At 60.3% G+C, this 15,294-nt stretch carries 13 protein-coding genes; 8 read left to right on the forward strand and 5 right to left on the reverse strand.

Annotation, left to right across the window (positions count from 1 at the left end; translation table 11 throughout):
• The first annotated feature begins 85 nt into the window (after positions 1 to 85).
• Genes ACE4QZ_RS27540 through ACE4QZ_RS27550 form a run of 3 tightly spaced genes read left to right on the forward strand, consistent with a single transcriptional unit; the run spans position 86 to position 1,853 of the window.
• On the forward strand, positions 86 to 715 hold the full coding sequence (locus ACE4QZ_RS27540) for an FMN-binding negative transcriptional regulator (RefSeq protein ID WP_021785285.1): 630 nt from the start codon (positions 86 to 88) through the stop codon (positions 713 to 715).
• A gap of 12 nt (positions 716 to 727) precedes the next feature.
• Positions 728 to 1,174 (forward strand): GNAT family N-acetyltransferase, encoded by a 447-nt coding sequence (locus ACE4QZ_RS27545; RefSeq protein WP_021785286.1) that lies wholly within the window; start codon positions 728 to 730, stop codon positions 1,172 to 1,174.
• 7 nt (positions 1,175 to 1,181) lie between these two features.
• The gene (locus ACE4QZ_RS27550; RefSeq protein WP_021785287.1) at positions 1,182 to 1,853 is read left to right on the forward strand and encodes a GNAT family N-acetyltransferase; all 672 of its coding nucleotides are present in this window, start codon (positions 1,182 to 1,184) and stop codon (positions 1,851 to 1,853) included.
• A gap of 160 nt (positions 1,854 to 2,013) precedes the next feature.
• Here ACE4QZ_RS27550 and oadA read toward each other — a convergent pair whose 3' ends face one another.
• On the reverse strand, positions 2,014 to 3,822 hold the full coding sequence (gene oadA, locus ACE4QZ_RS27555; protein WP_021785288.1) for a sodium-extruding oxaloacetate decarboxylase subunit alpha: 1,809 nt from the start codon (positions 3,820 to 3,822) through the stop codon (positions 2,014 to 2,016).
• An 11-nt stretch (positions 3,823 to 3,833) separates the two neighbouring features.
• Positions 3,834 to 5,249 carry an acetyl-CoA carboxylase biotin carboxylase subunit gene (locus ACE4QZ_RS27560; protein ID WP_003253279.1) on the reverse strand — a complete coding sequence of 472 codons (1,416 nt, stop codon included), beginning with the start codon at positions 5,247 to 5,249 and terminating at the stop codon, positions 3,834 to 3,836.
• A 189-nt stretch (positions 5,250 to 5,438) separates the two neighbouring features.
• Between ACE4QZ_RS27560 and ACE4QZ_RS27565 the strand changes: the two genes are divergently transcribed.
• Entirely contained in the window at positions 5,439 to 6,401 is a 963-nt protein-coding gene (locus tag ACE4QZ_RS27565) for a LysR family transcriptional regulator (protein ID WP_021785289.1), read from the forward strand.
• Here ACE4QZ_RS27565 and ACE4QZ_RS27570 read toward each other — a convergent pair.
• A complete protein-coding gene (locus ACE4QZ_RS27570) occupies positions 6,343 to 6,561 on the reverse strand; it encodes a PA3496 family putative envelope integrity protein (protein WP_061405728.1) in 219 nt (72 codons plus the stop codon). The two genes, ACE4QZ_RS27565 and ACE4QZ_RS27570, sit on opposite strands and share 59 nt — an antisense overlap.
• Positions 6,562 to 6,756: 195 nt before the next feature.
• The gene (hexR, locus tag ACE4QZ_RS27575; RefSeq protein WP_003253273.1) at positions 6,757 to 7,623 is read right to left on the reverse strand and encodes a transcriptional regulator HexR; all 867 of its coding nucleotides are present in this window, start codon (positions 7,621 to 7,623) and stop codon (positions 6,757 to 6,759) included.
• A gap of 103 nt (positions 7,624 to 7,726) precedes the next feature.
• On the opposite strand from hexR, the gene zwf reads away from it, so the two are divergent.
• The 4 genes from zwf to ACE4QZ_RS27595 all read left to right on the forward strand — a co-directional run bounded on the left by zwf (position 7,727) and on the right by ACE4QZ_RS27595 (position 13,077).
• On the forward strand, positions 7,727 to 9,169 hold the full coding sequence (gene zwf / locus ACE4QZ_RS27580; RefSeq protein ID WP_021785290.1) for a glucose-6-phosphate dehydrogenase: 1,443 nt from the start codon (positions 7,727 to 7,729) through the stop codon (positions 9,167 to 9,169).
• Positions 9,170 to 9,383: 214 nt separating this feature from the next.
• Entirely contained in the window at positions 9,384 to 11,570 is a 2,187-nt protein-coding gene (uvrD, locus tag ACE4QZ_RS27585; RefSeq protein ID WP_021785291.1) for a DNA helicase II, read from the forward strand.
• A 131-nt stretch (positions 11,571 to 11,701) separates the two neighbouring features.
• Complete coding sequence (locus ACE4QZ_RS27590; protein WP_021785292.1) at positions 11,702 to 12,556, forward strand: Tim44 domain-containing protein; 855 nt, start codon at positions 11,702 to 11,704, stop codon at positions 12,554 to 12,556.
• 113 nt (positions 12,557 to 12,669) lie between these two features.
• Positions 12,670 to 13,077 carry an SMI1/KNR4 family protein gene (locus ACE4QZ_RS27595; protein WP_003253266.1) on the forward strand — a complete coding sequence of 136 codons (408 nt, stop codon included), beginning with the start codon at positions 12,670 to 12,672 and terminating at the stop codon, positions 13,075 to 13,077.
• Positions 13,078 to 13,231: 154 nt separating this feature from the next.
• On the opposite strand, the gene ACE4QZ_RS27600 is transcribed toward ACE4QZ_RS27595, so the two are convergent.
• Positions 13,232 to 14,992, reverse strand: a complete 1,761-nt coding sequence (locus tag ACE4QZ_RS27600; protein WP_021785293.1) for a cation:proton antiporter — start codon at positions 14,990 to 14,992, stop codon at positions 13,232 to 13,234.
• Between the last annotated feature and the right edge of the window lie 302 nt (positions 14,993 to 15,294).

Consider the following 15,294-nt stretch of genomic DNA (forward strand, 5'->3'; position numbering starts at 1 on the left):
TTGGACCTATCAAAACAGGCATAAATGGCTCTTACATAGAACCAATAGCCTGCCTAGGATGGAGCCATTCGACAAGGATCCCGCCATGTACACCAGTAAGCCCCACCAGGAACACGACCTCACCCGCCTGCACCAGCACATGCTAGACACCCGCCTGGCCGTTCTGATCAGCCAAGGCGAGCAGGGCCTTCTGGCCACACACCTGCCGGTGCTGGTCGATACCGCCGAGGGCGTTTACGGCACTGTGTATGCTCACCTGGCCCGGGCCAACCGCCAATGGCAAGACCTGCAGCAAGGCGCAGAAGCGCTGCTGGTATTCCCCGGCGCCGATGCTTATGTCAGCCCCAGCTATTACCCAAGCAAGGCCGATAACCCCAAGGTGGTGCCGACCTGGAACTACCTGGCGGTGCACGCTTATGGCCCGGCCGAAGTCATCCATGAGGCCGAGCCGCTACTGGCTATCGTAAGCCGCCTGACCGACCGCCACGAACAGGGTCGCAGCGAACCATGGAAAGTCACCGATGCACCTGCCGACTACATCGAGGGCATGCTGCGTGCCATCGTCGGCATCCGCCTGCCCATTGCGCGCCTTCAAGGTGCACGCAAGCTCAGCCAGAACCGCTCCGGGCAAGACGTCGCTGGCGTGCGCGAAGGCCTGACCGCCAGCCCCGATCAACTGGACAAACAACTCGCGGCGCACATGCGCCAAGCCTGAAGGAATAGCCCCATGACCAGCGTTACTCTGCGCCCTGTCACTGCCCAGGATCACGCCGCCTGGCACACCCTGTGGCAGGCCTACTTGCACTTCTACGAGACCAAACTGGCCGATGCCATCAGCCTGAGCACCTGGCAACGCTTGCTCGACCCCAACGAGCCAACCCATTCGGCACTGGCCTGGGTCGACGGCAAGGCGGTGGGGATGGTCAACTTCATCTACCATCGTTCCAACTGGAGCATCGAGAATTCCTGCTACCTGCAGGACCTGTATGTGGACAGCACGCAACGTGGCCTGGGCATTGGTCGACAGCTGATCGAGTATGTCTACACCACTGCCAAGGCCGACAACTGCATCAAGGTGCACTGGCTGACCCACGAAACCAACGCCACTGCCATCAGCCTGTACCAGCAGGTTGCAGAGCGCTCGGGTTTCATCCAATTCCGCAAAGGCTTGTAGGTCGAACATGACAGACGCATTGAACTGGAAACCCGCCGCCACCCCCAAGGCCGAACCAATTGAAGGTCGCTTCATCCGCCTGGAGAAGCTCGATGCAGAGCGCCATGGCGAAGACCTCTGGGAGGTGCTGCAGGGGCCGGCCTCCGATCCGGTGCTGTGGGACTACTTGCCCTACGGCCCGTTCGCCGAACGTGCCGCCTTTGACCGCTGGCTGGAAGGCAATGCTGCTGGCCTCGACCCGCTTTTCTATACCGTCATCGACCGCGCCAGTGGCCAGGCCCAAGGCATTCTCAGCCTGATGTCGATCGTGCCTGACCACGGCCGAATAGAGATCGGGCACATCGCCTTCGGCGCCGCCATGCAGCGCACGCCCAAGGGTACCGAGGCGGTGTATCTGCTGGGCAAGCTGGGCTTCGAGCTGGGTAATCGACGACTGGAGTGGAAGTGCAATAACGCCAATGCCCGCTCCAAACGCGCGGCAGAACGATTCGGCTTCGTCTACGAAGGGGTGTTCCGCAAGCACCTGGTGGTCAAGGACCATAACCGCGATACGGCTTGGTACTCGATTACCGATGATGAATGGCCGGCGGTAGCTGCCGGGTTTGAGCGATGGCTGAGCGAGGAGAACCAGCAGCCGGGTGGCCAGGTGGATAGCCTTGAGGTGTGCCGCAAAGGTTGAACGGTGTGCTGAATCAGCTGGCCTTTTCGCGGATGAACCCGCTCCTGCGGGGGATGCGCGTCATGAGGTGGACTACCCGCGAAGAGGCTAGTGAATCCGGCACAAAAAAAGGGGAGCATCCGCTCCCCAGAGGTTAACCACTTGTAGATGAGGGCTTAAATCAGCCTTCGATCTCGATCAGGATCTCACCCGGCGTCACGCGATCACCCTTGGCCACATGGATGGCCACGATCTTGCCGGCGATGGCTGCCTGCACTTCGGTTTCCATCTTCATGGCTTCGGTGATCAAGACCGCCTGGCCGGCCTTGACCATGTCACCTTCCTTGACCAGCACATCAACGATGTTCCCTGGCATGGTGGTGCTTACGTGGCCAGGGTCAGTAGCTTGTTTGCGCTTGCTACCGCCACCGCTGACGAACTCGTTGAGCGGCTCGAATACCACTTCTTCCGGCATGCCGTCGATCGACAGGTAGAAGTGACGCTTGCCTTCGGCCTTAACGCCCACACCGGTGATGTCGACGCGGTAGGTTTCGCCGTGAACGTCGATGACGAACTCGGTCGGCACGCCTTCACCACCTGGGGCAGCCACGGCACCGGCTTCCGGAATCGGCAGCAGAACTTCAGGCGTCAGCGTGCCAGCTTCGCGTTCTTCGAGGAACTTGCGGCCAATGTCCGGGAACATGGCGAAGGTCAGCACGTCCTCTTCGCAACGGGCCAGGGCACCGATGTCGCTACGCAACTTGGCCATTTCCGGCTTCAGCAGGTCAGCCGGGCGCACATCGATCACTTCTTCGCTGCCGATAGCCTGGCGACGCAGTTGTTCGTTGACCACACCCGGGGCCTTGCCATAACCACCTTGCAGGTACAGCTTCACCTCATTGGTGATGGTCTTGTAGCGCTCACCCGCCAGCACGTTGAAGAAGGCCTGGGTGCCGACGATCTGCGAGGTCGGGGTGACCAGCGGCGGGAAGCCGAGGTCTTCACGAACACGCGGGATCTCGGCCAGCACTTCGTTCATGCGGTTAAGGGCGCCCTGCTCCTTGAGCTGGTTGGCCAGGTTGGAAATCATGCCGCCCGGTACCTGGTTGACCTGCACGCGGGTGTCCACCGTTGTGAACTCGCTTTCGAACTGGTGATACTTCTTGCGCACGCCATAGAAGTACAACCCGATTTCCTGCAGAAGCTCCAGGTCCAGGCCGGTGTCGAATTCGCTGCCCTTGAGTGCAGCAACCATCGACTCGGTACCCGGGTGGCTGGTGCCCCAAGCGAAGCTGGAGATGGCGGTGTCGATGTGGTCGGCGCCATTTTCCACGGCCTTGAGCTGGCACATGGCAGCCAGACCGGCGGTATCGTGGGAGTGGATGAACACCGGCAGCGACTGTTCAGCCTTCAGCGCCTTGACCAACTCGCCAGTGGCGAACGGGGTCAGCAGGCCAGCCATGTCCTTGATCGCCACCGAGTCGCAACCCATGGCTTCCATCTGCTTGGCCTGCTTCACGAAGGCTTCGATGGTGTGTACCGGGCTGGTGGTGTAAGCGATGGTGCCCTGGGCGTGCTTGCCGGCGGCCTTGACCGCTTCGATGGCCACGCGCAGGTTACGCACGTCGTTCATGGCGTCGAAAATGCGGAACACATCAATGCCGTTAACCGCAGCCTTGGCGACGAAGGCCTTGACCACGTCGTCGCTGTAGTGGCGGTAGCCCAACAGGTTCTGACCGCGAAGCAGCATTTGCAGGCGGGTGTTGGGCAGCGCTGCACGCAGCTTGCGCAGGCGCTCCCACGGGTCTTCCTTGAGGAAGCGCACGCAGGCGTCGAAGGTGGCACCACCCCAGACTTCCAGCGACCAGTAGCCAACCTTGTCGAGCTTGTCGCAGATCGGCAGCATGTCTTCGGTACGCATGCGGGTGGCCAGCAGGGACTGGTGAGCGTCGCGCAGGATCGTGTCGGTTACGTGAATTTTCTTGGACATTATGGGGTTCCTCACAGGCCTGCGTGGGCGGCGATGGCGGCAGCGATGGCCAGGGCCAGCTCTTCGGGTTTGCGCTTGATCGAGTAGTTGGTCAATTCAGGGTGGCTTTCGACGAAGCTGGTATTGAACTGGCCGCTACGGAATTCCGGATTGCGCAGGATTTCCTGGTAGTACGCGGCGGTGGTCTTCACCCCTTGCACGCGCATGTCGTCCAGGGCCCGCAGGCCGCGGTCCATGGCTTCTTCCCAGGTCAACGCCCACACCACCAGTTTCAGGCACATGGAGTCGTAGAACGGCGGAATGGTATAGCCGGTGTAGATCGCCGTGTCGGTACGCACGCCTGGGCCGCCGGGGGCATAGTAACGGGTGATCTTGCCGAAGCTGGGCAGGAAGTTGTTTTTCGGGTCTTCAGCATTGATACGGAACTGCAAAGCGTAGCCACGGTGCTGAATATCTTCCTGCTTGACCGACAGTGGCAGCCCCGAGGCAATGCGGATCTGCTCGCGAACGATGTCGATCCCGGTGATTTCCTCGGTAATGGTGTGTTCCACCTGCACCCGGGTGTTCATTTCCATGAAGTACACTTCGCCATCGGCGAGCAGGAACTCCACAGTACCGGCGTTCTCGTAATTCACCGCTTTGGCCGCACGCACCGCCAGGTCGCCGATGTAGGCTCGCTGCTCGGGAGTGAGCTGTGGGCTCGGGGCAATTTCGATGAGCTTCTGGTTACGGCGCTGGATAGAGCAGTCGCGCTCGAACAGGTGCACTACGTTGCCGAAGCTGTCACCGAGAATTTGCGCCTCGATGTGCTTTGGGTTGACGATGCACTTCTCCAGGAACACTTCGGCCGAACCAAAGGCCTTGGTCGCCTCGGAAATTACCCGCGGGAAGTTCTGTTCCAGTTCTTCACGGCTATTGCAGCGGCGAATACCGCGGCCGCCACCACCGGAGGTGGCCTTGAGCATCACCGGATAACCGATGCGGTCACCTTCGCTCAGGGCTTCATGAATATCGGCAACGTTGCCTTCGGTGCCCGGGGTTACCGGCACACCGGCGGCAATCATGGTGCGGCGCGCTTCGGTCTTGTCGCCCATACGGCGGATCACGTCGGCGGCCGGGCCAATGAACTTGATCCCGCGCTCGGCGCAAATCTCTGCCAGTTCGGCGTTTTCCGAAAGGAAACCATAGCCCGGGTGCAGGGCATCACAGCCGGTTTCCACAGCCAGGTTCACCAGCTTGCGCGGGTTCAGGTAACCGGCCAGCGGCTCGGCACCGATGCTGTGGGCTTCGTCAGCGCGCTTGACGTGCAAGGCATGCCGGTCGGCGTCGGAAAAGATCGCTACCGAGCGAATGCCCATCTCGGCGCAAGCACGCACGATCCGAACTGCGATTTCACCTCGGTTGGCGATCAGGATTTTTTTTATCACTGGAGTCTTCCCAAAGCCGTAGGAACAGTCGAGCCGGTTCTACCGGTCGGCGCGTGACCAGACGTTGCTGGCCAGTCGCGTATTCACCCTAGCGCTGTAGGTCGATAAACAAAAATCAATATTTGTTAGAGGCTGTATTAGTAAAAGCTTATAGTTGGGTAACAGGGTGTTGCCGAAGAGCCGATTAAAATGCGTAAGTCCTTGATGCGTATGACATTGCGTCAACTCCAGATCTTCAATGAGGTGTGCGATTTGCGCTCGTACAGCCGTGCTGCGGAGGAGATGGCGCTGACGCAACCCGCCGTTAGTCTACAGATTCGCCAGCTCGAAGAGCTGATCGGCCAGCCACTGTTCGAGTACGTGGGCAAGAAGCTATACCTGACCGAGGCGGCCGAGGCCCTTCAGCGCGCCAGCCACGATATCTTCGGGCGCCTGGAAAGCCTGGACATGCAGCTGTCGGACATGCAGGGCTCATTGCAGGGTCAGTTGAAACTGGCGATCGAGTCCAGTGCCAAGTACTTCGTGCCACACCTGTTCGCCGCCTTCAAGCAGCGTCACCCGGAGGTCAACCTGACCCTGACGGTAGTCAACCGTGCCCAAGCCATCCGCCGCCTTTCCGATAACCGCGACGACCTGATCATCATGTCGATGGTGCCGCAAGACATGGGCCTGGAGTTTCTGCCGTTCCTCAACAACCCGATCGTTGCGGTTGCCCCGCCGAACCACCCGCTGTGCAAGCTGGAGCAGTTGCGCATGCAGGACCTGGAGCCTCATACCCTGTTAGTCCGCGAGCAGGGTTCGGGAACACGCAAGGCGTGCGAAGAGTACTTCAAGGACAAGCGCGTGCATTTCGCCCAGACGCTTGAGGTAGCCTCGGCCGATGCCCAGCGCGAATGCGTGATCGCCGGCTTGGGGATCGCCCTGCTGACCCGTCACGCAGTCAACCTGGAACTGGCCACCGGTGTGCTGAAGGAATTACCGGTCGAGGAACTGCCGCTGTACCGTAGCTGGTGCGTGGTGCAGGCCAAGGCCAAGCGGCAGTCGCCGGTGGCCTTGGCGTTCCTGGCATTCATCCGCGGCGAACGTGCATTGATCAGCGCGCTTGTTGAACGTTTTTCGGGGAAGTTGCCGCCGATGACTGCCATACCGTGAGTGCTTGCAGCTCAGGGTAGTCCGCCAGGTCGCGGAGCAGTTGACGTTGGTCGCAATAGCTTTCGATCGCGCGGCGGTATTCCATGCGGCGCTGATCCTTTTCCTGCTGCTTGCGAGCCTTGGCGTTGGGTTGGTACGTACCGTCGAAGTCACGAGCCATTGCCTGTCTCCCAGATAGGATGCGAGAGTTTCAGACTGGCCTTGATGGTTTACCGTTTTGCGGTGGAATGGTGACAGAATCGTGAATTTTCACGGCCTGTACCGGCCTCTTTCCACAGGAATTGCACCGATTTATAGAGGTGCACAGTACCTGTGGAAGCGGGCAAGCCCGCGAAGAGGCCAGTACAGGTTGAATTCAGTCGTCTGTAGCCTTGATCGACTTGGGCGACAGACGCAGGCTGCGCAAGCTGCGCTTCACGCTCTTCAGGTGGTTGACCAGGCTAGGCCCGCGCGCCATGGCAACGCCCATGGCCAGCACGTCGATCACCACCAGGTGGGCAATACGCGAGGTCAGAGGGGTATAGATCTCGGTGTCTTCATGCACGTCGATCGCCAGGTTGACCGTCGACAGCTCGGCCAGCGGCGTCTGGCTGGGGCACAAGGTAATCAGGTTGGCGCCGCTCTCACGCACCAGGTTGGCGGTGATCAGCAGGTCCTTGGAACGGCCCGACTGGGAAATACACACCGCCACATCACCCGGTTTCAGGGTAACCGCCGACATCGCTTGCATGTGCGGGTCGGAATACGCTGCCGCGCTGAGCAGCAGGCGGAAGAATTTGTGCTGGGCATCGGCTGCAACCGCACCGGACGCGCCAAAGCCATAGAACTCTACCCGCTGCGCCTGGGCCATGGCGCTCACTGCTTGTTGCAGCGCCTGCGGATCAAGGTGCTCGCGCACTTCCATCAGGGTGTGCAGGGTGGTGTCGAAGATCTTCAGACTGTAGTCGGCGACCGAGTCATCTTCGTGGATGGCGAACTGACCGAAACTGGCCCCTGCAGCCAGGCTTTGTGCCAGCTTCAGCTTCAGGTCCTGGAAACCCGAGCAGCCAATGGCCCGGCAGAAACGCACGATGGTCGGCTCACTGATACCCACGCTGTGCGCCAAGTCGGCCATGGAGCTGTGCATGACGGCAGCCGGGTCGAGCAGCACGTGGTCGGCCACTTTCAGTTCCGATTTGCGCAGCAGGTGGCGCGATTGGGCGATATGTTGCAACAGATTCACAGGCTGGACTCGGTTATGATCGGCTTGCCGGGTTGTAGCTTTCTTGTAGTTATACTACATGGACGCCAACCCGCCCAGTTAAACGAACGTGGAGAGTGGCGGTTTGACTATTCCTTGCGACATTCTGGTCTTCGGCGGCACCGGTGATCTGGCCCTGCACAAATTGCTTCCGGCGCTCTACCACCTGTTTCGCGAGGCCCGTCTGAACCCTGCCGTGCGGGTCATCGCACTGGCCAGACGCAACCTGCCACGCCTCGACTACCTGAAACTTGCCGAACGCCATTGTCGCGCGCAGATTGCCCGCAGCGACTTCGACGAGGAGGTGTGGCAGCGGTTTTCTGCACGGGTCGACTACTTCCCGATGGATGCTTCACAAAGCGCCGACTTCGGCCGCCTGGCACGCTACCTGGGCGAACCCGGTGGGCTGACGCGCATCTTCTACCTGGCCACCGCTCCCAACCTGTTCGTGCCGATTGCCAACCACCTGCGCATTGCCGGACTGGCCGACACCGAAGCGCGCATCGTGCTGGAAAAACCGATCGGCCATTCGCTGGAATCCGCCACTGCCATCAATGAAGCGATTGGCACGGTGTTCGAAGAAAGCCAGGTGTTCCGCATCGACCACTACCTGGGCAAGGAAACCGTGCAGAACCTGATGGCCCTGCGTTTTGCCAATGCCCTGCTGGAGCCGGTGTGGCGCAACAACCAGGTCGACCATGTCCAGATCAGCGTTTGCGAGACGCTGGGCGTAGAAAACCGCGGTGCCTACTACGATCGCGCCGGGGCTATTCGCGACATGCTGCAGAACCACCTTCTGCAACTGCTGTGCCTGGTGGCCATGGAGCCACCTGCGCAGTTCGAGGCCGAAGCGGTACGCGACGAAAAGGTGAAAATCCTGCGCGCCCTCAAGCCGATCACTGGCCAGGATGTGCAGGACAAGACAGTACGCGGCCAATATGGCGCCGGGCGTATCGGCGGCCAGGAAGTGCCGGCCTACTACTTTGAAAAGGATGTCGACAACGACAGCGATACCGAGACTTTCGTGGCCATCGAGGCGCACATCGACAACTGGCGCTGGGCGGGCGTGCCCTTCTATCTGCGCACCGGCAAACGCATGGCGCGGCGCGCTTCGCAGATCGTCATCCAGTTCAAGCCAGTGCCTCACGAACTGTTCAGTGGCGGCCAGGTAAACCAGCTACTGATACAGCTGCAACCGGACGAACGCATCAGCCTGCGCATGATGACCAAGAGCCCAGGCAAGGGCATGCGCCTGGAGCCCGTGGAGCTGGACCTTAATCTGGCCCAGGTGTTCAGCCAGACTCGCCGCTGGGAAGCCTACGAGCGTTTGCTGCTGGATGTGCTCGAAGGTGATTCGACACTGTTCATGCGCCGCGATGAAGTGGAAGCAGCCTGGGCCTGGGTAGATCCAATCATCAAGGGCTGTGAAGAGCACTTCCAGGCGCCCCGCCCCTACCCGGCTGGCAGTTCTGGGCCCGAGCAAGCCAACAGCCTGCTCGCCAGGCATGGCAGGCACTGGCATGGCTGAATTACCTGCGCGTTGACGCTACCTTCAATCTGAAACAGGCGCAGATAAAGTTCAAAGGGGCGAAGTCCTTTGCCTTGAAGGCCATTGACTGACCATGCGTCAGCCAGCTTGCGCAGGCCGTAGCTGACCCCGGACCGATGAGCGGGATGCAGCCAGGTGAATATTCATACAGTAGATATTTGCCCCTTACCCGGCATCGCCCTAGAATGGCCCGATGCGCACAGACGACCTCTCTCTCCTGCTGAACTCCCTCAACGATGCCCAACGCCAGGCCGTAGCGGCCACGCTTGGGCGTCAACTGGTGCTTGCCGGTGCCGGTTCCGGTAAAACCCGCGTGCTGGTACACCGTATCGCCTGGCTGATCCAGGTCGAGCAGGCATCGCCGCACTCGATCCTGTCGGTGACGTTCACCAACAAGGCCGCAGCAGAAATGCGCCAGCGGATCGAACAACTGCTGGGCATCAACCCGGCAGGCATGTGGGTCGGCACCTTCCACGGCCTGGCCCATCGTCTGTTGCGGGCCCACTGGCAGGAAGCACGGCTGGTGCAGAATTTCCAGATCCTCGACAGCGACGACCAGCAGCGTCTGATCAAGCGGGTGATGCGCGAGTTGGGCCTGGACGAGCAGAAGTGGCCGGCACGCCAGGCCCAGTGGTTCATCAACGGGCAGAAAGACGAAGGCCTGCGCCCGCAGCATATCCAGGCGGGGGGCGACCTGTTCCTGGCGACCATGCGCGAGGTCTACACCGCCTACGAGCAGGCTTGCGAGCGCGCCGGGGTCATCGATTTCTCCGAGCTGCTGCTTCGCGCCCTGGACCTGTGGCGTGACCACCCGGGCCTGCTGGAGCACTATCAGCGACGCTTCCGCCACGTGCTGGTGGACGAGTTCCAGGATACCAACGCCGTGCAGTACGCCTGGTTGCGCCTGCTGGCACGCGGCGGCGACAGCCTGATGGCGGTAGGCGATGACGACCAGTCGATCTACGGCTGGCGCGGCGCCAAGATCGAAAACATTCACCAGTACACCGCCGACTTCCCCGACGCCGAAATGATCCGCCTGGAGCAGAACTACCGCTCCACCGGCGGCATCCTCAAGGCGGCCAACGCGCTGATCGCCAATAACAGCGGGCGCCTGGGCAAGGAACTGTGGACCGACATGGGCGAAGGCGAACCACTGACCCTGTACGCGGCCTACAACGAGCACGATGAAGCGCGCTATGTAGTGGAAACCATCGAGAGCCTGGTCAAGCAGGGCAATGCGCGCAACGAGATCGCCATCCTGTACCGCTCCAACGCCCAGTCGCGAGTGCTGGAAGAAGCCCTGCTGCGTGAGCGTATCCCCTACCGCATCTATGGCGGCCAGCGCTTCTTCGAGCGCGCCGAAATCAAGAATGCCATGGCGTACCTGCGCCTGATCGAAGGGCGTGGCAACGATGCCGCTCTGGAGCGGGTGATCAACGTGCCGCCGCGCGGTATTGGCGAAAAAACTGTCGAAGCCATCCGCGAGCACGCCCGCCACAGCCAGCTGTCCATGTGGGAAGCCATGTGCCAGCTGCTCGCTGCCAAGGCCCTGAAGGGTCGCGCCGCCAGTGCCCTGGGGGCCTTTATCGAGCTGATCGAGGGGCTGGCCGCCAAGGTCGTGGACATGCCGCTGCATACCATGACCCAGACCGCCATAGAACAGTCCGGCCTGATCACCTATCACCAGGAAGAAAAAGGTGAAAAGGGCCAGGCACGGGTAGAAAACCTTGAGGAACTGGTCAGTGCCGCACGCAACTTCGAGTCCACCGACGAAGACGCCGACCTGTCCCCGCTCTCGGCCTTCCTTGGCCACGCCTCACTCGAAGCTGGCGATACTCAGGCTGACGAGCATGAAGACAGCATCCAGCTGATGACCCTGCACAGCGCCAAAGGCCTTGAGTTCCCCTATGTGTTCCTGGTGGGCATGGAAGAAGGCTTGTTCCCGCACAAGATGAGCCTGGAAGAACCCGGCCGCCTGGAAGAGGAACGACGCCTGGCCTATGTAGGCATCACCCGCGCCATGCGCCAGCTGGTCATGACCTACGCCGAAACACGCCGCCTTTATGGCAGCGAGACGTATAACAAGGTGTCGCGTTTCGTGCGTGAAATTCCGGCCGGCCTGGTTCAGGAAGTACGCCTGTCCAACAGTGTCAGCCGCCCGTTCGGCGGGGCCAAGACGGCCACCAACAGCAACCTGTTCGCCAATGCCAGCATTCCGCAGACCGCGTTCAACCTTGGCCAGCGTGTGCAGCATGCAGTATTCGGCGAAGGCGTGATCCTCAACTTCGAGGGTTCTGGCGCTCAGGCGCGGGTGCAGGTGAACTTTGCCGAAGGTAGCAAATGGCTGATGCTGGGGTATGCCAAGCTCGAGGCTGTCTAAAGCCCACAAGGGTCGGGCCTGCCAACTTTGTAACATCAGGCAAAAGCTCGAAACACTATGTCGCTGGTCATGTGCCTGGGAACCTGTGCACCATGACGCGCGTGCAATCCACAACAGGGGATATCCCACTTATGCAACGTTTTCTTAGCATCGCACTGGCGCTCTGCGTCGGCCTGACGCTGAGCCTGGACGCCAGCGCCAAGCGTTTCGGCGGCGGCAAGAGCTCGGGCTCCGCGCCTATCCACCAGACCCGCCAGGCTACGCCAACCACGCCTGCAGCCGCGCCGACCGCACCTGGCCGTGCACCGGCTGCCGCAAGCGGTGCTTCGCGCTGGTTGGGCCCACTGGCCGGCCTCGCCGCCGGTGGCCTGCTGGCTTCCATGTTCATGGGCGACGGTTTCGAAGGCTTCCAGATCATGGACTTCCTGATCGTGGCGCTCATCGCCTTCCTCGTGTTCCGCTTCATCGCCGCGCGCCGCCGCCAGCAGCAGCCACAAATGGCCATGCCGGGCCATGCGCCGATGCAGCGTGAGGCTCACGCTCAGCCTGCGCAACCGTCGATTTTCGGTGGTTCGGCCGCACCTGCTGCCGCAGCAGCCCCGGTGATCAACGCGCCGGCCTGGTTCAACGAGCAGAGCTTCCTGGCTGCAGCCCGTAGCCATTTCCAGTCGCTGCAGCAGCACTGGGATGCCAACGAAATGGACAAGATCAGCGAGTTCGTTACCCCGCAAATGCTCGAGTTCCTCAAGCGTGAGCGTGCTGAACTGGGTGATGGCTTCCAGTCTACCTACATCGATAACCTGGAAGTGCAGCTGGACGGTGTCGATGATCGCGCCGACCGCACCGACGCTACCCTGACCTTCCGTGGCGTGTCGAAGAATTCGCGCTTCGACCAGGGCGAAGTGTTCAGCGAAAGCTGGCACATGGTTCGCGCCCAAGGCGAGAACCAGCCTTGGCTGGTAGCCGGTATCCGTCAAAACGGCTAATCGCTGCGTGCTAAACAGAGAACCCCGGGCTTGCCCGGGGTTTTTGCTTTTGCCAAAGTGGGCTACTAGGGTATAAGGCGCAGCGTTGTCATCTAGGTTAGAGGAAGTGAACCGTGGAAGAAGTGATCGAACAACTCCGTGAAGCGAATGAGCCGGTACCGGTGCCCTTGGAGCTTCCCGACGAAGACCAACTGGTAGAGATCGAAGAGCAGCTGTTCATCAATATTCCATTCGTGTTCAAAGAGTTTCTGCTGACCGTAAGTGATGTGGTTTACGGCTCCCTTGAGCCTGTTACCGTCACTGATCCGCAGTCGCACACCTACCTGCCAGATGTGGCATCCAATGCCTGGGATGCCGGCGTACCGCGTGACCTGATTCCGCTGTGCCAGGACGGCGACAATTACTATTGCGTCGAAGAAGACGGCACCGTGGTGCTGTGGGATGCCGAAGAGGAAATTGTCGGCGAAGACAGCTGGGAATCGGTGTGGCACTGGGCGCGAGATGTTTGGCTGGAGAGCTGATCGCTAGAGCCTATAGAGAAGCTCGCGATCTGAGGCAGGAAAAATGACGTCTTAGCGCGTCAAGGTCGTTAAATCGCCAGGCTTTCCACGCCTGGCGACATCGCTATAGCCCATCTTCTCGGCGAACGGGAGATCTTGCCTCGGGCGCAACCCCTCAGTGCGAGTTTTCGCGACTGTTCTCCAGCGTCTCCAACAACGCGATCTGCATGCGCGTGTGCACGCGGATGAACCAGCGCCACAACAACGCCACCACCACCGCAGCCACCACGGCAATCACCAGCAGCAATTCGCTGGTGGGCAGAATGCTGGCGGACAATGCCGACAGCAGCAGGAAAATCACCAGCAGCGACAACAGCGGGATCACTTCGGCGATCACACGGCGCACGCGCTGGGTATGTCGCCCGGCCATTTCCGGCTTCACGCCCATCTCTGCCAGTAGCATCGAGAGTGCCTTTAGCTTGCGGTACGCGGCGATCAGGAAAGGCAGTGACAGCAGCAATGCAGCCCCCCAAATGATGGCCTTCTGCTGGCTTACATCGCTGACCCACTCACTGAGCCAATTGCCGATACGCCCTGCAAAGTAGCCGCCACTGAAGAAGATGGCGATCACCAGCGCCAGGTTCACCCCCACCTGCAACAGGATGCGCCGGATCATCGCCGCCAGCATGGCACTCTCGCCCTGCGGCTGGATGTTGCGCAACCACTCACCATATAAAGACAGCACGCGTGCGAGGCGAGCGGGCACCACATTGCCCAGTTTCTGCGACAACGGGTCAGCCGCGCGGATCAGGTAGGGTGTCAGCAGCGTAGTGATTGCCGATACTGCCACCGCCACCGGGTAAAGGAAGTCGCTGGTCACCTGCAGGGTCATGCCCAGCGCGGCAATGATGAAGGAGAACTCGCCGATCTGCGAAAGCCCCATGCCAACACGCAGTGACGTGCGCCCATCATTACCGGCAATGAACGCCCCCATGCCACAAGACAGCATCTTGCCCAGTACCACCGCCAACGTAATGACCACGATCGGCCAGGCATAGTCGAGGAGCACCTGAGGGTCAATCATCAGACCAATGGCGACGAAGAAGATGGCGCTGAAAAGGTCGCGTACGGGCTCGATCAAGCGTTCAATTTTCAATAGCTGCCGTGATTCGGCCATGATCGCGCCAATCAGGAAAGCGCCTAGCACCATGCTGTATTCCAGCTTCACTACCAGCAGGCAGAAGCCGAAACACAGGCCCAGAACGGTGATCAGCAACATTTCGTTGCTTTCGAACCTGGCGACGTAGGCCAATAACCGCGGCACCAGCAAAATACCGATGACGAGGGCGACGATCATGAACAGCGACAGTTTGCCGACAGTGGAGAACACCTCACCCGAGCTGACCGTGCCGCTGACCGCGATACCTGACAGCAGGGCAATGATACCGATGCCAAGAATGTCCTCGACGATCAACACGCCAAAAATCAGCTGGGCAAAGCGCTCGTTCTTCATCTTCAAGTCGTTGAGCGCCTTGACGATGATGGTGGTGGAGGAAATGGCCAGGATGGCGCCCAGGAACAGTGAATCCATGGTACTCCAGCCAAACCAGCGGCCAATCTCGAAGCCGATCCAGATCATCAGCACGATTTCCAGAAACGCTGCGATAAATGCCGTGGCGCCGACCTTGAACAGCTTGCGCAGGCTGAACTCGAGCCCCAGACAGAACATCAAGAATATAACCCCCAGTTCGGCGAGGATCTTGATGGTTTCTTCGTCATGAATCAGACCGAACGGGGGGGTGTGCGGGCCAATGATGAAGCCGGCGACAATGTAACCCAGCACCACCGGCTGTTTGAGGCGGTGAAAAAGAATGGTGACGACGCCAGCGATCAGCATGATGACTGCCAAGTCCTGGATGAAGCTGATGGCATGCATGGCGTGATACTCCTTATCTCGTCTTTTTATGAATGCCTGGTCAGACCGCTCCTGCCGAGGCAACCCTGAGCGAGCAGCAAGTACATACTGTATTGAATGCAGCGACGCCCATGTTGCATGGGCGCACTCAGGTTAACATCGCACTCCGCCGCTAAAAGTCGGTGCAATATGCAGAAACAGATCGGCTGGAAAAGCGCTCGTGATGGCATGATCAGCGTGACGACAGCGCGCCAGCCAACGTCCCGTATCAGCAAGGCAAATTCAAAGAGGGGAACAGAAGTGTCAGCAGATAACGCCCTCCA

The organism is Pseudomonas sp. DCA-1 (assembly GCF_046523955.1).
GTDB lineage: Bacteria > Pseudomonadota > Gammaproteobacteria > Pseudomonadales > Pseudomonadaceae > Aquipseudomonas > Aquipseudomonas putida_Y.